The following is a 19722-nucleotide window of genomic DNA, read 5'->3' as shown; positions in this document are numbered from 1 at the left end:
TTACACAACCCTGCCGTCACATCGCGAAGGATGGTCAGAGCAGCCGGTAGTCCCTCGCCCGCTGGATCGCTTCGGCGGTGGTTCGGGCCAGGAGGGCGCTGCGCGCCGAAGAAAGTCTGGCCTTGAATGCGCTTTCGGATATCCCCAATCGTGCGGCGGCAGCTGCGTGACGATCCCCTTCGGCGACACACCGCAGGGCTTCTACTTGGGCGTCCGTCAAGGACGATGGGGGTTCAGTTATGTCATGGAGTTTGCTGATCTCGTGGGCGAAGTCCGCGATTTCGTCATCCCGAAACTCGCGATCCGCACGCGCGGCAGAGGCAATGGTGCGGGATTTCATCGGTCCGCAAGACACCGCCACCCCAAAGATCATTCCAAATTCCTTGGCCTGTCCAAGAATATTGAACGGGTCCGGTATGTCGATTTCGCTCCAACGTGCGGCCCCGATCTGGCTAAACCCCCAGGCAATGATCGGATCGCGAAGCGCATAGGCCTCCTCTGTATATCTATCGGTCCAGCCCTTGGGATAGGTTTGGTGATGAAGCAGCGGCAGCGCGAACCGAATGTGCAGCGCATAGAAGAAACCACTCGGCGCGAGCAGCGCGAGCCTGGTGGTATGTGCTTCGATTCCCGACCTCAAGGACATATCCTTTTAGACAAGTTGCCCGAATCTTGGTCAACTTTAAATTGAGTTTGGTCGCAATTATCAATGAGTAGAACGATGGGTAGCAGAGATATTGATCTGGAAAGTGCTTTCAAGAAAATCGGCGCGGCGCAACGCGCTGAAATCATTTCCTTTCTTGGCTTTGAAAGCGATGCGAGTGAGGAGCCGAAACGGAGTTCTGCAGAAATATCCGCCGACTCGACAAGCAATTCGGACCGGAAAACCAATTGACGTAACGTAAATCAAAAAGGGCCCCGTCCTACGACAGAGCCCCTTGAAAATTCGAACCGTTCGATACGGCTTATTCTTCGGCGTCAGCCTCTTCTTCGGCCAGACGTGCCTTGTCGGCTGCGCCCTTTGCGGCCGGGTCGCGGTCGACCAGTTCAATGATCGCCATCGGGGCCATGTCGCCGTAGCGGAAGCCGGCCTTCAGGACGCGGGTGTAGCCGCCGTTGCGTTCGGCGTAACGGGGCCCGAGCACTTCGAACAGCTTGGCAACGTGCTGGTCCTGCTTGAGCTGCGCCGCGGCCTGACGGCGGGCGTGCAGATCGCCACGCTTCCCAAGGGTGATCATCTTGTCCATGATCCGCTTGAGTTCCTTGGCTTTCGGCAAGGTGGTCTTGATCTGTTCATGTTCGATGAGCGAACCGGCCATGTTAGCCCAAAGGGCCTTACGGTGTTCGTGGGTCCGGTTCAGGCGGCGGTATCCGCGAGCGTGACGCATTTTCGATCTCCTAATTCGTCTTTTGCTTTGTCTGGCGACCGATGCGTGTCAGCCGCTCTCCTTGGGGCGTTTTGCCCGGTTTGTACAAATCCGGGACAGTGAAATGCCCGGTTTGTACATCGGCCCCCAACCGAAATCGGGGGCCGAAATTCCTTAGAACTGGTCTTCGAATTTCTTGGCCAGGTCTTCGATGTTGTCCGGCGGCCAATCCTCGACATCCATGCCAAGGTGCAGGCCCATGCCCGACAGAACTTCCTTGATCTCGTTCAGCGACTTGCGGCCGAAGTTCGGGGTGCGGAGCATCTCGGCTTCGGTTTTCTGGATCAGGTCGCCGATGTAGACGATGTTGTCGTTCTTCAGGCAATTCGCCGAACGGACGGAGAGTTCCAGCTCGTCCACCTTCTTGAGGAGGAGCGGGTTGAATTCCAGACCGTCGTCGTCGGAGGACGCAGAGGCGCTTTCCGGCTCGTCGAAGTTGACGAAGATGCCCAGCTGGTCCTGAAGAATGCGGGCGGCATAGGCCACGGCATCTTCGGGGCTGATGGAACCGTCGGTTTCGACCTTCATGGTCAGCTTGTCATAGTCCAGAACCTGACCTTCGCGGGTCGGCTGCACGTCATAGCTGACTTTCTTGACCGGCGAATAGATGGCGTCGATGGCCATCATGCCGATCGGCGCGTCTTCCGGCTTGTTCTTGTCGGCCGAGACATAGCCCTTACCGGTGTTGACGGTCAGTTCCATGTAGAGGTCGGCGGCTTCGTCGAGGTGGCAGATCACGTGATCCTTGTTCAGGATCTCGATCCCGGCGCTTTCCGAAATGTCGGCAGCGGTGACGATGCCCGGGCCCTTGGCCTGAACCGTCAGGCGCTTCGGCCCTTCGACTTCCATGCGGATCGCGACACCCTTGAGGTTCAGCACGATGTCGGTCACGTCTTCACGGACACCGGACACCGAGGAGAACTCGTGCAGGACGTTGTCGATCTGGACGGCAGTGATCGCGGCGCCCTGCAGCGACGACATCAGGATGCGGCGCAGCGCGTTGCCCAGCGTCAGACCAAAGCCGCGCTCCAGCGGTTCGGCGACAACGGTCGCGGACCGCATCGGGTCGTTGCCCGGCTTTACTTCAAGCTGGTTCGGCTTGATCAGTTCTGCCCAATTCTTGTGGATCATGCGTCCCTCCATTCCTGTCTGTGCCCCATGTCCTAAAGGCCCAGACGCCCGAGGTTTCAAAATGACGGACTGGGGCCGCACCAAACGGGCGGGCCCCAGCCAATAAAATTCGCTTAGACGCGGCGGCGCTTCGGCGGACGGCAGCCGTTGTGTGCGATCGGCGTCACGTCACGGATCGAGGTGATGTTGAAGCCAACAGCAGCCAGAGCGCGCAGTGCCGATTCACGGCCCGAACCGGGGCCCTGAACTTCGACTTCCAGCGTCTTCACACCGTGTTCCTGGGCTTTCTTGCCAGCGTCTTCAGCAGCAAGCTGAGCGGCGTAAGGGGTCGATTTCCGCGAGCCCTTGAAGCCCATGGTCCCGGCCGACGACCAGGCAATCGCGTTGCCCTGCACGTCCGAGATCAGGATCTTGGTGTTGTTGAAGGTGGAGTTCACATGCGCCACACCGGCGGCGATGTTCTTGGAGACCTTTTTCTTGCCCCCGCGGCGGGTATCACGTGCCATGATTGCAGCCCTCCCTTATTTCTTCTTACCGGCAATGGCCTTTGCGGGGCCTTTGCGGGTGCGAGCGTTGGTGTGGGTCCGCTGGCCGCGGACGGGGAGGTTGCGGCGATGACGCAGGCCACGGTAGCAGCCGAGGTCCATCAGGCGCTTGACGTTCATCTGCACTTCGCGGCGCAGGTCGCCTTCGACAGTGTAGTTGGCGTCGATATGTTCGCGGATGGCGAGCACTTCGGCGTCGGACAGTTCGTTGACCCGGCGGGTCAGGTCGATGCCAACGGCTTCGCAGATTGCGACGGCCGAGGTGTTACCGATACCGGTGATGTAGGTGAGGGCGATGGGAACCCGCTTTGCAGTCGGGATGTTCACGCCGGCAATACGTGCCACGTTTAGCTTCCTTTCGTTGCGGTTCCGTATTCCCGGAACCTTTTTTCACAACGGAGGCCCGACGGGTTTCCCCACGGGCCGCTGTCATTCGAGGTGATTGTCAGATGCGGGAGCGACCCGGAGCCAACAGATTGATTCCCTTGCGGGATGGGGCTGATTAGAGGGGATTGGGCAGAGGGTCAAGCCCCTGCCCGCCCGTTCTTAGCCAAGCACCGCTGCGATGCTGGCGGCGACGTCGTCCATGCTGGCCAGACCGTCGACCGACTGCAGCTGACCCTTGGCGTGGTAGTAGCCGATCAGCGGGCTGGTCTGTTTGTAATAGGCCATCAGACGGATCTTCAGGCTTTCCTCGTTGTCATCGGCGCGGGCGGTGCCGCCGGCGGCCACGGCCTCGGCCGCGCGGCCAAGGATTCGCTCGACAAGAACGTCGTCGTTGACCTGAAGCTCGATCACGTGGTCAAGGCTTTGGCCCAGTTCGTTCAGAAGCGCGCCAAGGGCATCGGCCTGCGCCAGCGTGCGCGGGAAGCCGTCGAAGATGAACCCGCCGTGATCGCCGCCTTTTTCCAGCTGTTCGCGGATCAGGCCGATCACGATCTCGTCGGTGACAAGTTCACCGCGGTCCATGACCCCGGCAACGATCTTGCCCATCTCGGTCCCGGACGTGCGGGCGGCGCGCAGCATGTCACCGGTCGACAGCTGCACCATGTTGCGTTCGTCCACAAGCCGAGCAGCCTGAGTACCTTTGCCCGCCCCCGGCGGTCCGAGAAGAATGATGTTCATCGACGCGACGGTCCCTTCGTCCGTTTCTTGGTTCCACGCTTTCCGCGCAGTTGCGATTTCTCGATCAGCCCTTCGTACTGGTGCGCCAGCAGGTGCGACTGGATCTGTTGGATCGTGTCCATCCCCACGGACACGATGATCAGCACTGACGTACCGCCAAAGTAGAAAGGAATCGAGAGTTGCGAGCGGATAATCTCGGGCATGAGACAAACTAGCGCAAGGTAGGCGGAGCCGAGGACAAGCACGCGGGTCACCACGTAGTCGAGGTATTCGGCGGTCCGCTTGCCCGGGCGGATACCGGGGACAAAGCCGTTTTGGTTCTTCAAGTTGTCGGCCACGTCATCGACCTTGAACGCCACTTCCTTGGTGTAGAAGTAGGTGAAGAAGACGATCATCGACGTGAAGAACAGAAGATACAGCGGCTGGCCCGGCCCGAAGTAGGCAAGGATCCAAGACATGACCGGCCCGGCGGAGCCGCCCGAGAAGGTCGACAGCGTGGTCGGCAGCAGCAGCAGCGCCGAGGCGAAGATCGCCGGGATCACCCCCGCCGGGTTGACCTTGATCGGCAGGTGGCTGGACCCGCCGTCATAAACCTTCATGCCCACCTGACGGCGGGGATACTGGATGTGGATCTTGCGCAGCGAGCGTTCCATGAAGACGACGAAGGCCAGCAGCAGGGCAAGGCCAATGATCACGCCGATGATCAGAAGCGCGCCGGTTTCCCGGTTGGCGGCGGCGGTCGACAGGAATTGCGCGGCGGCGGCGGGCAGTTCGGCGACGATGCCCACGAAGATGATCAGCGAAATCCCGTTGCCGATCCCGCGCGAGGTGATCTGTTCACCCAGCCACATCAGGAACATGGTGCCCCCGACCAGCGTCACCACGCAGGAGGCCTGGAAGAACAGGCCCGGATCGGACGCCAGGCTGCCAGCCTCGAGGCTGCGCGCAAGGGCGAAGGCCTGGAAGGTGGCCAGAACCACGGTGCCGTAGCGAGTGTATTGGTTTAGCTTCTTGCGGCCCTGTTCGCCTTCTTTCTTCAGCTGCTTCCAGGGTTCGTACATGGACCCGAGAAGCTGCACGATGATCGAGGCGGAGATATAGGGCATGATCCCCAGCGCGAAGATGCCCATCCGGCTGAGCGCGCCTCCGGTGAACATCGACAGGATGCCCCCGATACCGCTTGCCGCCTGTTCCATGAAGTCACGCAGGGCGCCCGTGTCGATCCCGGGAACCGGGATATAGGTGCCAAGACGGTAGACCATGAGAAGGCCGATGGTGAACAGGATGCGTTGCCGAAGCTCGGTCGCCTTGCCGAAGGCAGACCAGCTCAGGTTTGACGCCATTTGTTCTGCTGCTGAAGCCATTTAGGATCTCTTTTCGCTGAAACGCCGCCAACCGGGTCCCCGGGCGGCGGCGTTGGGAAAACTCTGCAAGCGATGTAAGCGCCCCGCAGGGCGCCGACAACCCTTTTACTCGGCCGCCACCGCGGAAGTGACCGTCAGCGAGCCGCCGGCCTTTTCCACCGCTTCGACAGCGCCCTTGGAGGCACCGGTCACGGTGATGGTCGCCTTGGCGGTCAGTTCGCCCTTGGCCAGAACGCGGATGCCGTCCAGCTTGCGACGGATCAGGCCGGATTCAACAAGGGTGTCCTCGGTGATGTTCTTGGCGTCGAGCTTCTTGTCGTCGATGAACTTCTGGATCAGGCCCAGGTTGACGACGGCGAATTTCTTGCGGTTCGGCTTGTTGAAGCCACGCTTGGGCAGACGCTGGTAGAGCGGCATCTGGCCACCTTCGTAGCCCTTGATCGCCACACCCGAGCGGGATTTCTGACCCTTGATACCACGGCCACCCATTTTACCCTTGCCAGAGCCCGGGCCGCGGCCAACGCGCATACGCTTCTTGGTTGCGCCTTCGTTGTCACGAAGTTCGTGAAGTTTCATGTCGCTTCTCCTTTGCCGGAACTGCCCCCCAGCGACGGAACGGGCAAACACGGCTTTTCCAATTGAGTCGGGCCCCGTCACGAGGCCACCGGGGGCGTATACGGGTTGGGGGCGGGACGTTCAAGCCCTCTGTGTACCGTCGCGCCGGGTCTGCCAGGTTCAGGAAGTCGGCGACACCTCCGGGCACCGGACCAGAAACGCGGAGCAGTCAAAAAAGCTCCAGTGCGTTGCCCGCCAGCAGAGCGCGTCAGGGCCGGCAAATCGCAGTTCCCAGACGACGGGAATGCCTTCGTTCGTCATCCGGGTTTCGCCGTCGATCTCCATGGTAATGGAATTCGGGCCGTATTTGTGAACGCGGTAGACGACAAGTTCTTCAAACTCCTCAATGTCGCTATACATGACGTCCATTTCATCGTTGAACGTGAAATGGCGGAGGTCGTCGACACAAACATTCTCTGAGACGGTCCAGCCCCAGGGCGTCCTTTCGATCAGGTCGACCATCTGTCTGAGGTCATAGGCCGACGTCGCCCCAGCAAAGCCGACGGCAAAGACAATACTCGTAATCAACCTTGTAATCATGTTCGCCCCTCGATTTTGCTGAGGTCATGTTAGATACCCGGGCGTGCATCGCAAGGTGCCAACGCGAGGTTCTAACGGCCCGGTTTGTTCCTTGCGGTGAACTGCACGACGCCCAATGCGATGCCGCCCAGAACCAAGACCGAGGCGAGCACGGCCCGTGTGGTCAGTGGTTCCGACAGGAACAGCGCGCCGCCGATGAGTGCGAGAACCGGGGCGGACAGCTGCGCGATTGCGCCTTTGGTGGCCCCCAGTGACGGCAGAACCCGATACCAGAGCGCATAGCCAAGCCCCGAGGTGATGGCGCCGGAGAGAACGCCCAGCCCGATCCCGGGTGCCGACAGCGCCGGACTTGGATGCAGCGCCAGACCGGCCAGAACCACCACGGGGCTGGCATAGATGAAATTGGTGGTCGTGGCGGCCAGCGGGTCCGACACGCGCCGCCCGGCCAGCGAATAGACGCCCCAACCGACCGAGGCGATCACCATCAACCCGATGGAGAGCGGTGGAAGGGCGACGGTTTCGGTCGGCCAGACCAAATAGGCCAGCCCCGCCAGCGACACCGCCATGCCAAGCCAGCGGGCCGCAGGTGGGTTTTCCCCTTCGGCCAGCGCCCCGGCGAACATGGTCAATTGGACCCCGCCGAAGAGCACCAACGCGCCAAGACCGGCGTCGACATGAAGGTAGGCGTAGGAAAACCCGACCAGATAGGCCACCAGCCCGGCAACACCGCGCCAATCCGGGCGGCGCAGGACCGGTCGCGTCCGGGACTGGAGCGTCATGAGAAGCCAAAGCATAATCGCGCCGCTGAGGACCCGGACCGAGGCGAATTCAGAGGCGCCGATGTGTCCGCCTGACAGGGCCGCCCTGTTCAGCAGCGAATTTGCCGCGAAGGCGATCATGGTGAGGCTGGTCAGCAGGAACAGACGCATCGGCGGGGCTTTCGTTGGGGTGGCCCCAGCATTGCCACAACCGGGTCCGGTTCCCAATCGCCTTTGCGCTGGTGGTGTGTGATCCCTACTGACGGGCACCTTGGGTTTGGTGCAGGTATTCGGTCCAGCAGGGGACGGGGCCGTTGGCCCAGGTGGCTTTGATCTTGGCGGCGAGGGTGCGGAGGAAGGTCATTGTGGTGCCTTTTGTCTGGGGTTGACCGCTGCCTACGCCCACCGCGCGCGCCGCACCACCGCCAATCCCGAAGCCCCGGAATGCAGAAAACGCATGGGACTACCAAGGGGGCCAAACGAAAACGCCCCGGCCGTTGCGGGCCGGGGCGCTGCAGGGTTGCGGTGCAACCGATGACTTAGCCGCGCTCTTCGATGATCTCGACGAGGTGCGGGATGCTTTCGACCATGCCGCGGATCGACGGGGTGTCTTCCAGCTCGCGGGTCTTGTGCATTTTGTTCAGGCCAAGGCCAACCAGCGTGGCACGCTGCTTGGCGGGGCGACGGATCGGCGAGCCGATCTGCTTGACGACGATGGTTTTTGCCATGGGTCCGTCTCCTTACGCTTCGGCTTCGGCAGGGGCATCGCCCTTGGAGCCGAGGATGTCAGCGACCTTCTTGCCACGACGCTGAGCGACGTTGCGCGGCGACTGCGACTTCTGCAGGCCGTCGAGGGTGGCGCGGATCATGTTGTAGGGGTTCTGCGAGCCGTTCGACTTGGCGACGACGTCCTGAACACCCAGCATTTCGAACACAGCACGCATCGGACCACCGGCGATGATCCCGGTCCCGGTCGGCGCGGTGCGCATGATGACCTTACCGGCGCCGTGACGGCCTTCGATGTCGTGGTGCAGCGTGCGGCCTTCGCGCAGCGGCACGCGGATCATCTGGCGCTTGGCTTGCTCGGTGGCTTTGCGGATGGCCTCGGGGACCTCCTTGGCCTTGCCCTTACCAAAGCCGACGCGGCCTTTCTGGTCGCCCACGACGACGAGAGCGGCGAAGCCAAAGCGCTTACCACCTTTCACGGTCTTGGACACACGGTTGATCGCGACGAGGCGATCGGCGAATTCGGGGGCTTCTTCGCGTTCGCGACGATTCCCACGCTGTTGCGGTTCACGAGCCATTTGGCTTCCTCTCTCATGGCGCGACGGGCGCGCCGTTCAACTCGATCCTTGGTGCACGCGACAGGCGCGGGCCCGGATCATCGGGGGGGCGCGAACGCCCCCCGCAAGACATTTAGATCTTCAGGCCGCCTTCACGCGCGGCGTCGGCCAGGGCCTTCACCTTGCCGTGGAACAGGAACCCGCCACGATCGAAGTAGGCTTCGGTCACACCGGCCTTCTTGGCGCGCTCGGCAAGAGCGGCACCAACCTTGGCGGCGGCTTCGATATTGTTCTTGCCGACCACGCCGAGATCTTTCTCGAGCGAGGAGGCAGAAGCGAGGGTGACGCCGTTCACATCGTCGATCAGCTGGGCGCTGATGTTCTTGTTCGAACGGTGCACCGACACGCGCATCTTGCCGTCGTTGACCTTGCGAAGCTTGTTCCGGACGCGCAGGCGACGCTTCAGAAACAGGGTACGTTTGCTGTTTGCCATCTGTCTGGTCCTTACTTCTTCTTGCCTTCCTTGCGGAAGATGTACTCGCCCTTGTAGCGGATACCCTTGCCCTTGTAGGGCTCGGGCTTGCGCCACTCGCGGATGTTGGCAGCAACCTGCCCCACCAGCTGTTGGTCGATACCTTCCACAACGATTTCGGTCTGCTTGGGCGCGGTCACGGTCACGCCAGCGGGGATTTCGAAATCCACGTCGTGGCTGTAGCCGAGAGCGAGCTTGAGCGTGTTGCCCTGCATGCTGGCACGGTAACCAACCCCGGTGATCTCGAGCTCTTTCTTGAAGCCCTCGGTCACGCCGGTCACAAGGTTTTCCACCTGGCTGCGGGACATGCCCCACTGCTGACGGGCCCGCTTGGACATGCCACGCGGGGTGACCTTGATCGCGTTTTCTTCAACGGTCAGGGTCACATCGTCGGTTGCGGTGAAGCTGCGGGTCCCTTTCGGGCCCTTCACTTCGATGGTCTGGCCGGAGATGGTCGCCGAAACACCCGACGGCATCTCGACCGGCTTTTTCCCAATACGAGACATTGCCAATCCTCCTTAGAAGACCGTGCAAATCACTTCGCCACCAACATTGTTGGCGCGAGCGTTCGCATCCGACATCACACCCTTGGGGGTGGAGACAATCGACACACCCAGGCCCTGACGGACCGACGGAATGTCCTTGACGCCCATGTAGACGCGACGGCCGGGCTTGGAGACCCGCTTGAGTTCGCGAATGACAGGGGTGCCTTCGTAGTACTTCAGGCTGATTTCAAAAGCCGGGTGGCCGTTGACATCAGTCGAGCTTTCATAGCCCCGGATGTAGCCTTCGTCGGCCAGCACATCCAGAACCCACGCACGCAGCTTGGACGCGGGGGTCGACACGGTCGACTTGCCACGCATCTGGCCGTTGCGGATACGGGTCAGCATATCACCGATAGGATCGTTCATTTCTCAACCCTCCTTACCAGCTGGACTTGACCAGACCGGGAATCTCGCCGTTCGAGCCAAGCTCGCGCAGCATGATCCGGCTGACCTTGAGCTTACGGTAGTAGGCGTGGGGACGCCCCGTGAGCTGGCAGCGGTTGTGAAGACGGGTGGGCGAGCTGTTGCGGGGCAGCTTGGCCAGGGCCAGGCGCGCCTTGAAACGCTCTTCCATCGACTTCGTTTCATCGTTCGCGATTTCTTTCAGCGAGGCGCGCTTGGCGGCGTATTGCGCCACCAGCTTTTCACGCTTCTTTTCGCGTTCGACCATGGATTTCTTAGCCATTTCTCTCTCTCCTCCCGCGCGTCACGAGTTGAAGGGCATGTTGAAATGCTTCAACAGCGCCTTGGCTTCCGCGTCGGTTTTCGCGGTGGTGCAGATGACGATGTCCATCCCCCAAACTTCGTCGACTTTGTCGAAGTTGATTTCGGGGAAGACGATGTGTTCCTTCAGGCCGGTGGCATAGTTGCCGCGGCCGTCGAAGGAGGTGCCCGAAACGCCGCGGAAGTCGCGGATACGGGGCATCGCCACGGTGATCAGACGATCGAGGAATTCATACATCCGGTCGCCGCGCAGAGTGACCTTGGCGCCGAGCGGCATGTCTTCACGGACGCGGAAGCCGGCGATCGACTTCTTGGCCTTGGTGGTGACAGCGCGCTGACCGGCGATGGTGGTCAGATCGTCGACAGCCGACTTGGCTTTCTTGGAGTCGCGCACAGCTTCGGCACCACAGCCGATGTTGAGCACGATCTTATCCAGGCGCGGGATCTGCATGTCGTTCTTGTAGCCGAACTCTTCTTTCAGAGCGGCCTTGATCGACGCAGCGTACTGGGCCTTCAGACGCGGGGTGTAGTTCGCGGTATCGAGCATCAGATCACGTCTCCCGTGGTCTTGGCGAAACGAACCTTCTTGTCGCCTTCCATGCGGAAGCCAACGCGGGTCGCCTTGCCATTGGCATCGACGATGGCCAGGTTCGACAGGTCGATCGGCATCGCCTTCGGCGTGCGGCCACCCTGGCTGGTCTGGCTTTGCTTGACGTGACGGATGGCGATGTTCACGCCTTCGACGACGGCCTTGCCGGCCTTCGGATCGACGGACGAGATTTCACCGGTCTTGCCCTTGTCCTTACCGGCAAGAACGACGACCTTGTCACCTTTTTTCAGCTTGGCGGCCATTAGAGCACCTCCGGAGCGAGCGAGATGATCTTCATGAAGTTCTTGGCACGCAGTTCGCGCACGACCGGCCCGAAGATACGGGTGCCGACCGGTTCACCTGCGTTGTTCAGGATCACGGCGGCGTTACGGTCAAAGCGGATTGCGGTGCCGTCTTCACGGCGAACTTCTTTGGCGGTGCGCACGACGACGGCCTTGCGGACGTCACCTTTTTTCACGCGACCACGCGGGATGGCTTCCTTGACGGAAACGACAATGATGTCGCCGACCGACGCATAGCGACGGTGCGAACCACCCAGAACCTTGATGCACTGAACCCGGCGAGCGCCAGAGTTATCAGCAACATCCAGATTGGTCTGCATCTGGATCATTTGGTTTCTCCCGACCTTTGGGGGGGCTTGCAGTTTGCCCTAGTCCCCAGGGTTTCGATTAACTGGAGTGTCCCCGCCCTTAGGAGGCGATGACCTCCCAGCGTTTGGTCTTCGACTTCGGCGCACATTCCTGAATACGGACGGTATCGCCGACGTTGAATTGGTTGTTTTCGTCGTGGGCCCGGTACTTCTTGGACTTACGGACGGTCTTTTGCAGCAGCGGGTGCTTGAAACGACGTTCGACCTGAACGGTGACGGTCTGGGCGTTCTGGTTCGAGGTCACGACACCCTGAAGAATACGCTTGGGCATGGATTAGGCCTCCGACGCGGCAGCGGCCGCTTTTTCGTTCAGGATGGTGTTCACACGGGCAACGGACCGCTTGACGGTGCGCATGCGTGCGGTGTTCTCAAGCTGGCCGGTGGCCTGCTGGAAGCGCAGGTTGAAGGCTTCCTTCTTCAGGTTGACAAGCTCTTCCCGGAGCTGGTCCGGGGTCTTGTCGCGCAGTTCATTGGCGTTCATCGCCTTTTTCCTTTCAACATCACCGGCGAGCCGCCCATAGGGACGTGACCCGATTCTCCGGTGGAGTGGGTGTAGAAGTGGGCCGTATAGGGGGGTTCCGGGGGGTTGGCAAGGACTGTTTTCCCGGTTTCTTGCCGGGGTGTCTGTCCCTGCCCCAGATGTAGCGGTTCGCGGGGCGAAGGCCAATAAACAAAAGCCTCTCGCGCCGGAAAACGCCCTGCGCTATGACGGGCCTATGGCTGATATCAAATCCCTCTTCGTGACCCGCCTTTACCGTGCCGAACTGTCCGAGTTCGGCACCCCCGTGGACAATGACGAACTGGTCGCCTCCTGCTATTCCATCGCGGAGGATGACGAGGCCGGGCAGGAATGGTGCGAGGAGAAGGGATACCCCGGATACACCTCTTACGCCTCGCTGACCGACCTGCCGTGGCGGTTTCCGGTGTTCAAGCAGATCGCCGATGCGCTGGACCAGCATGTCGCGGCCTTTGCCGAGGATCTGGAGTTCGATCTGGACGGACGGGCGCTGGTGCTGGAGGACCTGTGGATCAACATCCTGCCGGAAGGCGGAATGCATTCGTCGCACATCCACCCCCATTCGGTGATTTCCGGCACCACCTATGTGCAGATGCCCGACGGGGCCAGCGCGCTGAAGCTGGAAGACCCGCGCTCGGCCCGGATGATGGCCGCCCCGACCCGCAAGAAGGGCGCGCGGGAAGAGCTGCAGACCTTCGTCTACGCCGCGCCCAAGGTGGGCGAGGTGCTGCTGTGGGAAAGCTGGCTGCGGCACGAGGTGCCGATGAACATGGCCGAGGACGACCGGATTTCAGTGAGCTTCAACTACCGGTGGGAGTGAGGGGAGGCGTCCTGCCCCCTCGCCCGGACCCCAACGGCACATCTTTCGATTGACCCATCAGGCACGTGCCCGACCGGGTGGGCGTGGAACACGCCCGCCTTGGGGGCGGGCGGGCGTGTGCCGGGCCGCAGGCGTCCCGGCGGGTTCAAGGGATCTCTTCGCGCATTCATCCCTTTTCATAAGCCCAATTCGTGGTCAAACTACCAACTACCAACTACCAACTACCAACTACCAACTAACGACTAACGACTAACGACTAACGACTAACGACTAACGACTAACGACTAACGACTAACGACTAACGACTTGTTTCATGGACATACCACTCTTGAGGACGCTTCACGCGAGGCCCTGACACAGTCGAAAGAAGGAAGCGTTTCATTATTCCATGACAGGCAATTCAAGGGTTTCGATCAACCGGAATTATTTCTTGCCCAAGAATGATGATATCAAAATGTGCCCAGTTTGCGGATATCCGGCGTTTGAAGCATTTGACCAAAATGGCCTCACGACGTTCGAGATTTGCCCGTGTTGTCGCTGTCAGGCTGGCTACCACTATGTCGAATCTCATTCGATTGATCGTTTCGTGGAGCTGCGGCGAAAGTGGATCACCGACGACGGTGCCAACTGGCAGTCAGAGAACGAAAGCCCGCCTAAAGGCTGGAGCGCTGCTAGGCAGCTGAGGCTAGCAGGCTTTGACAACTAGCTCATTTCCGACAGCGTTTGACTTCGGCGAATAGCGAGCGGATCGGAGACACATGGCTTCGTCGCGTTGTGGCAAAATGGCAAAACCCCCGCCGATCTCTCGGCGGGGGTCTTTTCGTTTCGATCCGGGCGGGGCCGCAATTGACTGGGTCAATCGCTTTCCCCCGCTGGCTCAAATCCAATGGATTTGACCAGTTACCAGTCTTCCCGAACGACGGTGCGGGTCTTGACCGGAAGTTTCATCGCGGCGAGGCGCAGGGCTTCGCGGGCGATTTCTTCGTTCACGCCGTCGATTTCGAACATCACGCGGCCCGGCTTGACCTTGCAGGTCCACCGGTCAACAGAGCCCTTACCCTTACCCATACGAACTTCGATGGGCTTGGCGGTGACGGGGGTGTCCGGGAAGATGCGGATCCAGACCCGGCCCTGACGCTTCATGTGACGGGTCAGGGCACGACGGGCAGCCTCGATCTGGCGCGCGGTGACGCGCTCCGGCTCGGTGGCTTTCAGACCGTAGGTGCCGAAGTTCAGGTCAGACCCGCCCTTCGCCTGACCCTTGATCCGGCCCTTGTGCATCTTGCGGAATTTCGTGCGCTTCGGTTGCAGCATCTGTTCTACTCCTTAGCGACGGCCACCGGCACCGCGGGGCGCGGGGCCATCCTGCAGTTCGGCAGCTTTGCGGTCACGCGCGCTCGGGTCATGTTCCATGATCTCGCCTTTGAAGATCCAGACCTTGATCCCGATGATACCATAGGGGGTCATTGCTTCGGAGAGAGCATAGTCGATGTCGGCACGCAGGGTGTGCAGCGGCACGCGGCCTTCGCGATACCATTCAGTCCGTGCGATTTCCGCACCGCCAAGACGGCCGGCAACGTTCACGCGGATGCCAAGGGCACCCATACGCATGGCGTTTTGCACGGCGCGCTTCATGGCGCGGCGGAAGGACACGCGGCGTTCAAGCTGCTGCGCGATGGATTCACCCACAAGGGCAGCGTCCAGTTCGGGCTTGCGCACTTCAACGATGTTGAGGTGCAGTTCGCTCGAGGTCAGGTTCGCAAGCTTCTTGCGGAGCGTTTCGATATCGGCGCCTTTTTTACCGATGATCACGCCCGGACGTGCAGTGTGAATGGTCACACGGCACTTCTTGTGCGGACGCTCGATGATGACGCGGCTGACGCCGGCCTGCTTGCACTCTTTCTTCACGAATTCCTTGATCTTGAGGTCTTCGAGCAGAAGGTTGCCATAGTCCTTGGTGTCGGCGTACCAGCGGCTGTCCCAGGTGCGGTTGACCTGGAGGCGCATCCCGACGGGATTGACTTTGTTACCCATTAGGCTTGCTCCTCGACTTGACGCACCTTGATGGTCAGTTCCGAAAACGGCTTGATGATCTTGCCGAACCGGCCACGCGCCCGCGGGCGACCGCGCTTCATGGTCAGGTTCTTGCCGACATAAGCCTCGGCGACGACCAGTTCATCGACATCCAGGTTGTGGTTGTTCTCGGCGTTGGCGATGGCGGACTGAAGGCATTTCTTCACGTCCTGCGCGATCCGCTTTTTCGAGAAGGTCAGATCGGCCAGGGCCTTTTCCACCTTCTTGCCACGGATCATGCCGGCGACGAGGTTCAGTTTCTGCGGGCTGGTGCGAAGCATGCGCAGTTTTGCCATTGCTTCGTTGTCGGCCACGCGGCGGGGGTTCTGTGCCTTGCCCATGACTTACTTCCGCTTCGCTTTTTTGTCGGCAGCATGCCCGTAGTAGGTACGGGTCGGCGAATATTCACCGAACTTCTGGCCGATCATGTCCTCGGTCACGTTGACCGGAATGTGCTTCTGGCCGTTGTAGACGGCGAACGTCAGACCCACGAATTGGGGCAGGATCGTCGACCGGCGGGACCAGATCTTGATGACTTCGTTCTTGCCCGACTCGCGAACAGCTTCGGCTTTCTTAAGCACGTAAGCGTCAACGAACGGACCTTTCCAAACAGAGCGTGCCATGTGTTAGCGCCCTTTCTTGGCGTGACGCGAGCGAAGGATGAGCTTCTGCGACGCCTTGTTCTTGTTGCGGGTCCGACGACCCTTCGTGTCCTTGCCCCAGGGGGTAACCGGGGTCCGGCCACCCGAGGTGCGGCCTTCACCACCACCGTGCGGGTGGTCGATCGGGTTCATCGCGACACCGCGGACCGACGGACGCTTGCCGTAGTGACGGACGCGACCGGCCTTGCCGAGGTTCTGGTTCGAGTTGTCGGGGTTGGACACGGCACCGACGGTGGCCATGCATTCCTGACGCACCAGACGCAGTTCGCCCGAGGACAGACGGATCTGGGCATAGCCCCCGTCACGACCAACGAACTGGGCGTAGGTGCCTGCAGCGCGGGCGATCTGGCCGCCTTTGCCGGGCTTCATTTCGATGTTGTGAACGATCGTCCCGATCGGCATCCCCGAGAAGGGCATCGCGTTGCCCGGCTTGATGTCAGCCTTGGCCGAAGCGATGACCTTGTCACCAACAGCCAGACGCTGCGGGGCAAGGATGTAGGCCTGTTCGCCGTCTTCGTACTGGACGAGGGCGATGAAGGCGGTCCGGTTCGGGTCATATTCGATGCGAACGACGGTCGCGGAGATGTCGAACTTGTTCCGCTTGAAGTCCACGATGCGATAGAGACGCTTTGCGCCACCACCACGACGACGTGCCGTGATCCGTCCGGTGTTGTTCCGACCGCCCTTTTTGGTCAGACCCTCGGTGAGGGACTTGACCGGACGACCTTTCCAAAGCTCCGAACGGTCGATCAGCACCAGCCCACGCTGGCCAGGCGTCGTCGGCTTATACGACTTGAGTGCCATGTTTTCTGTCTTCCGTTGCTTTGCGGGCGGTAAGGCCCGGCAGGTGAAGGGCCCCGAAGGTCCCCATAGTCAAAAACACACGGCCCCGGACGAATCCGGGGCTGTGGATGGGCGGGGTTTAGAGGGGGACGGGGGTGGGGTCAAGCCCATTGGTGCAAGCCATGCATCGCAGCGCGGCGGCCATCCTATTGCCGAAGTGCCCGGGCAGGAGCATCTGCACCGACGGCCGTCGTCAAGATCAAGCCTAGAGCTTAACGATCCGTTCAATCGGGCGTCCTTTGGAGACCTCTTCGACCAGCTTGTCGAGATAACGTATCTCGCGCATCAAGTCTTCCTCGATCTCTTCCACCCTGATCCCGCAGATCTTCCCCTTGATCCCTGCCCGCGCCGGATTGAGCGCCGGCGCCTCGGCAAAGAACGTTCGGAAATCGGTCTTTTCGGCAAGAACCCGGTCCAGCCCCACGGCGTCATAGCCGGTCAGCCAGTGGATCGCCTGGTCAATCGCGTCTTTCGAGGACTTCCGCCGCTCGGCCTTGGCCACGTAGTGGGGGTAAACCGATGCGACAGAAATGCTATAAATACGATGTTCGGACATGAGGGCCTCCACCCCAAGAATACATCAGCCCGCATCAGCACAAAACAAAAACCCCGACCGCAAACGCAGCCGGGGGTCTTGCTGTTCCAGACCGCGTCCGGGCCATAAAAGGCGGACGCGTCGCTTCTTCTGCCTACCGCCCCAACAACCGTTTCAGGAGCGAGCCGGATTTGGGGCTGGGGGCGGTGTCCTGGGCCGGGGCCAGTGGGACGGCGGACTGGAGTTTGGTCGCCGGGCTGGCTGGCCGTGCGGGGGTGACGGGCCGGGCCGGGGTCACCGGTTTCGCGGCGGCGCGCATGTGCGGCGGCGTTTGCAGCGGCAGGACGTGCGGCGAGGCCTCTGGCTCGGCCGGTTGCGGGGCCGGGGCGGGGGTCTGTTTCCGCTCGGCCGTCGCGGCCTGCTGTCGGATTACCTCTTGCACGGCTGCCCTGTCGCCTGTCCGCGCCAGTTCCTCGTCCAGAAGCTGCTTGATCGACTTCATCGTGACCGCGGTCTCTTCCTTCCCCGAGACGCCGGCGATCGGTTCAATACGGCCATATTCCATTTTCGACCAACCTTTCGTCTGATCCAGCCCATTTGATTCAACTCGGGCCCTACAAACCCCCGATTTCGCCAGCCAAAAGCGGCGATTCAGAGGCGGGACCAAGGCAAAACAATGCGCCTTCGGACGGACCGGCAGGCAAAGAAAAACCCCGGCCGCTGACGCAGCCGGGGTTCTGTTCGTTTCCGATGTGCGGGCCTTAGAGGCCGGTCGACACGTCGATGGTGTTGCCTTCGGCCAGCGTCACATAGGCCTTCTTGACGTCAGCGCGCTTGCCGAGGGAGCCCCGGAACCGCTTGACCTTGCCTTTGGTGATGGTGGTGTTGACGGCCTTCACCTTCACACCAAAGAGAGCCTCGACGGCTTCCTTGATCTGCGGCTTGTTGGCGTCCATGGCCACTTCGAAGACGATCGCACCGTTTTCCGACGCCATGGTCGCTTTTTCGGTGATGATCGGCTTGCGGATCACGTCGTAGTGTTCTGCTTTCGCGCTCATTTCAGACGAGCCTCCAGAGCTTCGACACCAGCCTTGGTGAGCACGAGCGTGTCACTGCGGAGGATGTCGTAGACGTTGGCACCCATCGAGGGCAGCACGTCCAGGTTGGCGATGTTGCGCGCAGCCTTGGCGAAGTTTTCGTTCACCGCGGCCCCGTCGATGACGAGCGCACGCTTCCAGCCCAGAGCGTTGACCTGCTTGGCCAGCGCGCCGGTCTTGGCTTCTTTCACGTCAGCCACGTCCAGGATGACCAGCTCGCCCGCCTTCAGCTTGGCCGACAGCGCATGGCGCAGGCCCAGCTTGCGGAACTTCTTGGTCAGGTCGTGGGCGTGCGACCGCGGGGTCGGGCCCTTGTAGACGCCACCGTGACGGAAGATCGGGGCCTTCTTGGAACCGTGACGTGCGCCACCGGTGCCCTTCTGGCGGTAGATCTTCTTGGTCGAGTAGCTGACTTCCGACTTGGTCAGGACCGAGTGAGTCCCGGCCATGGCCTTGTTCCGCTGCCAGCGAACGACGCGGTGCAGGATGTCGGCGCGGGGCTCGAGGCCGAAGATCTCGTCCGAGAGATCGACAGCGCCGGCGGCTTTGCCGTCAAGCTTGATCGCTTCAGCCTTCATTGTTCTCGCCTCCTTCAGCGGCTTCAGCCGGAGCGTCAGCAGCGGTTGCAGCGGTCACGGCAGACCGCAGCGCGGCCGGGGTAACCAGGTTTTCAGGGAGCGGCTTTTTCACGGCGTCCTTGATGGTGACCCAGCCACCCTTGGAGCCCGGAACGGCGCCCTTCACCATGATCAGGCCACGGTCCACATCGGTGCGGACGACCTGCAGGTTCTGGGTGGTGACACGGGCAGCGCCCATGTGACCGGCCATTTTCTTGCCCTTGAAGATACGGCCCGGATCCTGACACTGGCCGACCGACCCGTGCGAACGGTGCGAAATCGACACACCGTGCGAGGCCCGCAGACCGCCGAAGTTGTGCCGCTTCATGGCACCGGCAAAGCCTTTACCGATCGAGGTGCCGGACACGTCAACGAATTGGCCTTCGTTGTAGTGGCTGGCGACGATCTCTTCGCCGACTTCGATGAGGTTGTCGGGGGACACGCGGAATTCCGCGACCTTCCGCTTGGGTTCAACCTTGGCAGCGGCGAAGTGGCCACGCATGGCCTTCGTGGTCCGCTTGGCCTTGGCCGTGCCGGCGCCCAGCTGAACAGCGGTGTAGCCGTCCTTGTCCTGGGTCCGCTGGGCCACAACCTGCAGGTTGTCCAGCTGAAGAACGGTCACAGGGATCTGCTTGCCGTCTTCCATGAACAGTCGGGTCATGCCGACTTTTTTCGCGATAACGCCAGAGCGCAACATAGCTGGTGCCCTCC

Annotated in this window: 33 protein-coding genes; 2 read left to right on the top strand and 31 right to left on the bottom strand. The window is 61.2% G+C overall.

Annotated elements, in window-relative coordinates; genetic code table 11:
- Window positions 1-34 precede the first annotated feature (34 nt).
- Window positions 35-646 (bottom strand): autoinducer binding domain-containing protein, encoded by a 612-nt coding sequence (locus tag U3648_RS00920; protein ID WP_420857362.1) that lies wholly within the window; start codon window positions 644-646, stop codon window positions 35-37.
- 75 nt (window positions 647-721) lie between these two features.
- Here U3648_RS00920 and U3648_RS00915 point away from each other — a divergent pair, with 75 nt between their 5' ends.
- Window positions 722-895, top strand: a complete 174-nt coding sequence (locus U3648_RS00915; RefSeq protein ID WP_420857361.1) for a hypothetical protein — start codon at window positions 722-724, stop codon at window positions 893-895.
- A 70-nt stretch (window positions 896-965) separates the two neighbouring features.
- On the opposite strand, the gene rplQ is transcribed toward U3648_RS00915, so the two are convergent.
- From rplQ to rpmC, 20 genes are all read right to left on the bottom strand, one after another.
- Complete coding sequence (gene rplQ / locus U3648_RS00910; protein WP_420857360.1) at window positions 966-1388, bottom strand: 50S ribosomal protein L17; 423 nt, start codon at window positions 1386-1388, stop codon at window positions 966-968.
- 153 nt (window positions 1389-1541) lie between these two features.
- On the bottom strand, window positions 1542-2558 hold the full coding sequence (locus tag U3648_RS00905; protein ID WP_420857359.1) for a DNA-directed RNA polymerase subunit alpha: 1017 nt from the start codon (window positions 2556-2558) through the stop codon (window positions 1542-1544).
- A gap of 113 nt (window positions 2559-2671) precedes the next feature.
- Window positions 2672-3064, bottom strand: a complete 393-nt coding sequence (gene rpsK / locus U3648_RS00900) for a 30S ribosomal protein S11 (protein WP_129678859.1) — start codon at window positions 3062-3064, stop codon at window positions 2672-2674.
- 15 nt (window positions 3065-3079) lie between these two features.
- Window positions 3080-3448, bottom strand: a complete 369-nt coding sequence (gene rpsM / locus U3648_RS00895; protein ID WP_129678858.1) for a 30S ribosomal protein S13 — start codon at window positions 3446-3448, stop codon at window positions 3080-3082.
- 201 nt (window positions 3449-3649) lie between these two features.
- A complete protein-coding gene (locus U3648_RS00890; RefSeq protein ID WP_420857358.1) occupies window positions 3650-4228 on the bottom strand; it encodes an adenylate kinase in 579 nt (192 codons plus the stop codon).
- Window positions 4225-5571, bottom strand: coding sequence for a preprotein translocase subunit SecY (secY, locus tag U3648_RS00885; protein ID WP_420857687.1), 1347 nt, complete (start codon window positions 5569-5571; stop codon window positions 4225-4227). The genes U3648_RS00890 and secY overlap by 4 nt, the downstream gene beginning before the upstream one ends.
- Window positions 5572-5697: 126 nt before the next feature.
- The gene (gene rplO / locus U3648_RS00880) at window positions 5698-6168 is read right to left on the bottom strand and encodes a 50S ribosomal protein L15 (RefSeq protein ID WP_420857357.1); all 471 of its coding nucleotides are present in this window, start codon (window positions 6166-6168) and stop codon (window positions 5698-5700) included.
- A 159-nt stretch (window positions 6169-6327) separates the two neighbouring features.
- On the bottom strand, window positions 6328-6669 hold the full coding sequence (locus U3648_RS00875) for a hypothetical protein (RefSeq protein ID WP_420857356.1): 342 nt from the start codon (window positions 6667-6669) through the stop codon (window positions 6328-6330).
- 149 nt (window positions 6670-6818) lie between these two features.
- Window positions 6819-7676 (bottom strand): DMT family transporter, encoded by an 858-nt coding sequence (locus U3648_RS00870; protein WP_420857355.1) that lies wholly within the window; start codon window positions 7674-7676, stop codon window positions 6819-6821.
- A gap of 368 nt (window positions 7677-8044) precedes the next feature.
- Window positions 8045-8233, bottom strand: a complete 189-nt coding sequence (gene rpmD, locus U3648_RS00865) for a 50S ribosomal protein L30 (protein WP_129678852.1) — start codon at window positions 8231-8233, stop codon at window positions 8045-8047.
- Between the two features lie 12 nt (window positions 8234-8245).
- Window positions 8246-8809: a 30S ribosomal protein S5 gene (gene rpsE, locus U3648_RS00860; protein ID WP_129678851.1), complete on the bottom strand. Its 564-nt coding sequence runs from the start codon at window positions 8807-8809 to the stop codon at window positions 8246-8248.
- Window positions 8810-8921: 112 nt separating this feature from the next.
- A complete protein-coding gene (gene rplR / locus U3648_RS00855; RefSeq protein ID WP_129678850.1) occupies window positions 8922-9281 on the bottom strand; it encodes a 50S ribosomal protein L18 in 360 nt (119 codons plus the stop codon).
- A gap of 11 nt (window positions 9282-9292) precedes the next feature.
- Window positions 9293-9826, bottom strand: coding sequence for a 50S ribosomal protein L6 (gene rplF / locus U3648_RS00850; RefSeq protein ID WP_420857354.1), 534 nt, complete (start codon window positions 9824-9826; stop codon window positions 9293-9295).
- Window positions 9827-9838: 12 nt separating this feature from the next.
- On the bottom strand, window positions 9839-10231 hold the full coding sequence (rpsH, locus tag U3648_RS00845; RefSeq protein WP_129678848.1) for a 30S ribosomal protein S8: 393 nt from the start codon (window positions 10229-10231) through the stop codon (window positions 9839-9841).
- A gap of 13 nt (window positions 10232-10244) precedes the next feature.
- Entirely contained in the window at window positions 10245-10550 is a 306-nt protein-coding gene (gene rpsN, locus U3648_RS00840; RefSeq protein ID WP_420857353.1) for a 30S ribosomal protein S14, read from the bottom strand.
- 21 nt (window positions 10551-10571) lie between these two features.
- Entirely contained in the window at window positions 10572-11135 is a 564-nt protein-coding gene (gene rplE, locus U3648_RS00835) for a 50S ribosomal protein L5 (RefSeq protein WP_420857352.1), read from the bottom strand.
- The gene (gene rplX / locus U3648_RS00830; RefSeq protein ID WP_420857351.1) at window positions 11135-11440 is read right to left on the bottom strand and encodes a 50S ribosomal protein L24; all 306 of its coding nucleotides are present in this window, start codon (window positions 11438-11440) and stop codon (window positions 11135-11137) included. The genes rplE and rplX overlap by 1 nt, the downstream gene beginning before the upstream one ends.
- Window positions 11440-11808, bottom strand: a complete 369-nt coding sequence (gene rplN / locus U3648_RS00825) for a 50S ribosomal protein L14 (RefSeq protein ID WP_038073566.1) — start codon at window positions 11806-11808, stop codon at window positions 11440-11442. The genes rplX and rplN overlap by 1 nt, the downstream gene beginning before the upstream one ends.
- Window positions 11809-11887: 79 nt before the next feature.
- Window positions 11888-12118, bottom strand: coding sequence for a 30S ribosomal protein S17 (gene rpsQ, locus U3648_RS00820; protein WP_420857350.1), 231 nt, complete (start codon window positions 12116-12118; stop codon window positions 11888-11890).
- A 3-nt stretch (window positions 12119-12121) separates the two neighbouring features.
- Window positions 12122-12328, bottom strand: coding sequence for a 50S ribosomal protein L29 (gene rpmC / locus U3648_RS00815; RefSeq protein WP_129678843.1), 207 nt, complete (start codon window positions 12326-12328; stop codon window positions 12122-12124).
- Window positions 12329-12563: 235 nt separating this feature from the next.
- On the opposite strand from rpmC, the gene U3648_RS00810 reads away from it, so the two are divergent.
- On the top strand, window positions 12564-13184 hold the full coding sequence (locus U3648_RS00810; protein ID WP_420857349.1) for a 2OG-Fe(II) oxygenase family protein: 621 nt from the start codon (window positions 12564-12566) through the stop codon (window positions 13182-13184).
- Between the two features lie 900 nt (window positions 13185-14084).
- On the opposite strand, the gene rplP is transcribed toward U3648_RS00810, so the two are convergent.
- The 10 genes from rplP to rplC form a co-directional block, all read right to left on the bottom strand.
- Window positions 14085-14498, bottom strand: coding sequence for a 50S ribosomal protein L16 (gene rplP / locus U3648_RS00805; protein ID WP_129678840.1), 414 nt, complete (start codon window positions 14496-14498; stop codon window positions 14085-14087).
- A gap of 12 nt (window positions 14499-14510) precedes the next feature.
- Window positions 14511-15218, bottom strand: coding sequence for a 30S ribosomal protein S3 (gene rpsC, locus U3648_RS00800; protein WP_420857348.1), 708 nt, complete (start codon window positions 15216-15218; stop codon window positions 14511-14513).
- On the bottom strand, window positions 15218-15598 hold the full coding sequence (rplV, locus tag U3648_RS00795) for a 50S ribosomal protein L22 (protein WP_420857347.1): 381 nt from the start codon (window positions 15596-15598) through the stop codon (window positions 15218-15220). The genes rpsC and rplV overlap by 1 nt, the downstream gene beginning before the upstream one ends.
- A 3-nt stretch (window positions 15599-15601) precedes the next feature.
- Window positions 15602-15880: a 30S ribosomal protein S19 gene (rpsS, locus tag U3648_RS00790; RefSeq protein WP_129678837.1), complete on the bottom strand. Its 279-nt coding sequence runs from the start codon at window positions 15878-15880 to the stop codon at window positions 15602-15604.
- A 3-nt stretch (window positions 15881-15883) separates the two neighbouring features.
- Window positions 15884-16723 (bottom strand): 50S ribosomal protein L2, encoded by an 840-nt coding sequence (gene rplB, locus U3648_RS00785; RefSeq protein ID WP_420857346.1) that lies wholly within the window; start codon window positions 16721-16723, stop codon window positions 15884-15886.
- 244 nt (window positions 16724-16967) lie between these two features.
- Window positions 16968-17318, bottom strand: coding sequence for a DUF2200 domain-containing protein (locus tag U3648_RS00780; RefSeq protein WP_420857345.1), 351 nt, complete (start codon window positions 17316-17318; stop codon window positions 16968-16970).
- Window positions 17319-17451: 133 nt separating this feature from the next.
- Window positions 17452-17862 carry a hypothetical protein gene (locus U3648_RS00775; RefSeq protein ID WP_420857344.1) on the bottom strand — a complete coding sequence of 137 codons (411 nt, stop codon included), beginning with the start codon at window positions 17860-17862 and terminating at the stop codon, window positions 17452-17454.
- A gap of 196 nt (window positions 17863-18058) precedes the next feature.
- The gene (locus U3648_RS00770; protein ID WP_129678833.1) at window positions 18059-18355 is read right to left on the bottom strand and encodes a 50S ribosomal protein L23; all 297 of its coding nucleotides are present in this window, start codon (window positions 18353-18355) and stop codon (window positions 18059-18061) included.
- The gene (gene rplD / locus U3648_RS00765) at window positions 18352-18972 is read right to left on the bottom strand and encodes a 50S ribosomal protein L4 (protein WP_129678832.1); all 621 of its coding nucleotides are present in this window, start codon (window positions 18970-18972) and stop codon (window positions 18352-18354) included. Before rplD ends, U3648_RS00770 begins: the two co-directional genes overlap by 4 nt.
- Window positions 18962-19708, bottom strand: coding sequence for a 50S ribosomal protein L3 (gene rplC / locus U3648_RS00760; RefSeq protein ID WP_420857343.1), 747 nt, complete (start codon window positions 19706-19708; stop codon window positions 18962-18964). Before rplC ends, rplD begins: the two co-directional genes overlap by 11 nt.
- Window positions 19709-19722: the final 14 nt, after the last annotated feature.

This window comes from Marivivens marinus (genome assembly GCF_035969385.1).
GTDB lineage: Bacteria > Pseudomonadota > Alphaproteobacteria > Rhodobacterales > Rhodobacteraceae > SELP01.
This window is presented reverse-complemented; position numbering and strand designations above follow the sequence as displayed.

Bases quoted from the DNA above. Each gene is read 5' to 3' on its own strand.
- rpsC (WP_420857348.1), bottom strand. From the start codon at position 15,218: ATGGGTAACAAAGTCAATCCCGTCGGGATGCGCCTCCAGGTCAACCGC.
- U3648_RS00875 (WP_420857356.1), bottom strand. From the start codon at position 6,669: ATGGTCGACCTGATCGAAAGGACGCCCTGGGGCTGGACCGTCTCAGAG.
- rpsQ (WP_420857350.1), bottom strand. From the start codon at position 12,118: ATGCCCAAGCGTATTCTTCAGGGTGTCGTGACCTCGAACCAGAACGCC.
- rpmC (WP_129678843.1), bottom strand. From the start codon at position 12,328: ATGAACGCCAATGAACTGCGCGACAAGACCCCGGACCAGCTCCGGGAA.
- rplF (WP_420857354.1), bottom strand. From the start codon at position 9,826: ATGTCTCGTATTGGGAAAAAGCCGGTCGAGATGCCGTCGGGTGTTTCG.
- rplD (WP_129678832.1), bottom strand. From the start codon at position 18,972: ATGAAGGCTGAAGCGATCAAGCTTGACGGCAAAGCCGCCGGCGCTGTC.
- U3648_RS00870 (WP_420857355.1), bottom strand. From the start codon at position 7,676: ATGCGTCTGTTCCTGCTGACCAGCCTCACCATGATCGCCTTCGCGGCA.
- U3648_RS00890 (WP_420857358.1), bottom strand. From the start codon at position 4,228: ATGAACATCATTCTTCTCGGACCGCCGGGGGCGGGCAAAGGTACTCAG.
- U3648_RS00905 (WP_420857359.1), bottom strand. From the start codon at position 2,558: ATGATCCACAAGAATTGGGCAGAACTGATCAAGCCGAACCAGCTTGAA.
- rplR (WP_129678850.1), bottom strand. From the start codon at position 9,281: ATGGCAAACAGCAAACGTACCCTGTTTCTGAAGCGTCGCCTGCGCGTC.
- rpsH (WP_129678848.1), bottom strand. From the start codon at position 10,231: ATGAACGATCCTATCGGTGATATGCTGACCCGTATCCGCAACGGCCAG.
- rplB (WP_420857346.1), bottom strand. From the start codon at position 16,723: ATGGCACTCAAGTCGTATAAGCCGACGACGCCTGGCCAGCGTGGGCTG.
- U3648_RS00810 (WP_420857349.1), top strand. From the start codon at position 12,564: ATGGCTGATATCAAATCCCTCTTCGTGACCCGCCTTTACCGTGCCGAA.
- rpsK (WP_129678859.1), bottom strand. From the start codon at position 3,064: ATGGCACGTGATACCCGCCGCGGGGGCAAGAAAAAGGTCTCCAAGAAC.
- U3648_RS00770 (WP_129678833.1), bottom strand. From the start codon at position 18,355: ATGAGCGCGAAAGCAGAACACTACGACGTGATCCGCAAGCCGATCATC.
- rplN (WP_038073566.1), bottom strand. From the start codon at position 11,808: ATGATCCAGATGCAGACCAATCTGGATGTTGCTGATAACTCTGGCGCT.
- secY (WP_420857687.1), bottom strand. From the start codon at position 5,571: ATGGCGTCAAACCTGAGCTGGTCTGCCTTCGGCAAGGCGACCGAGCTT.
- U3648_RS00915 (WP_420857361.1), top strand. From the start codon at position 722: ATGGGTAGCAGAGATATTGATCTGGAAAGTGCTTTCAAGAAAATCGGC.
- rplC (WP_420857343.1), bottom strand. From the start codon at position 19,708: ATGTTGCGCTCTGGCGTTATCGCGAAAAAAGTCGGCATGACCCGACTG.
- rplE (WP_420857352.1), bottom strand. From the start codon at position 11,135: ATGCTCGATACCGCGAACTACACCCCGCGTCTGAAGGCCCAGTACGCT.
- rplO (WP_420857357.1), bottom strand. From the start codon at position 6,168: ATGAAACTTCACGAACTTCGTGACAACGAAGGCGCAACCAAGAAGCGT.
- rplQ (WP_420857360.1), bottom strand. From the start codon at position 1,388: ATGCGTCACGCTCGCGGATACCGCCGCCTGAACCGGACCCACGAACAC.
- rpsS (WP_129678837.1), bottom strand. From the start codon at position 15,880: ATGGCACGCTCTGTTTGGAAAGGTCCGTTCGTTGACGCTTACGTGCTT.
- rpmD (WP_129678852.1), bottom strand. From the start codon at position 8,233: ATGGCAAAAACCATCGTCGTCAAGCAGATCGGCTCGCCGATCCGTCGC.
- rplV (WP_420857347.1), bottom strand. From the start codon at position 15,598: ATGGGCAAGGCACAGAACCCCCGCCGCGTGGCCGACAACGAAGCAATG.
- U3648_RS00780 (WP_420857345.1), bottom strand. From the start codon at position 17,318: ATGTCCGAACATCGTATTTATAGCATTTCTGTCGCATCGGTTTACCCC.
- rplX (WP_420857351.1), bottom strand. From the start codon at position 11,440: ATGGCCGCCAAGCTGAAAAAAGGTGACAAGGTCGTCGTTCTTGCCGGT.
- U3648_RS00920 (WP_420857362.1), bottom strand. From the start codon at position 646: ATGTCCTTGAGGTCGGGAATCGAAGCACATACCACCAGGCTCGCGCTG.
- rplP (WP_129678840.1), bottom strand. From the start codon at position 14,498: ATGCTGCAACCGAAGCGCACGAAATTCCGCAAGATGCACAAGGGCCGG.
- rpsN (WP_420857353.1), bottom strand. From the start codon at position 10,550: ATGGCTAAGAAATCCATGGTCGAACGCGAAAAGAAGCGTGAAAAGCTG.
- U3648_RS00775 (WP_420857344.1), bottom strand. From the start codon at position 17,862: ATGGAATATGGCCGTATTGAACCGATCGCCGGCGTCTCGGGGAAGGAA.
- rpsE (WP_129678851.1), bottom strand. From the start codon at position 8,809: ATGGCTCGTGAACCGCAACAGCGTGGGAATCGTCGCGAACGCGAAGAA.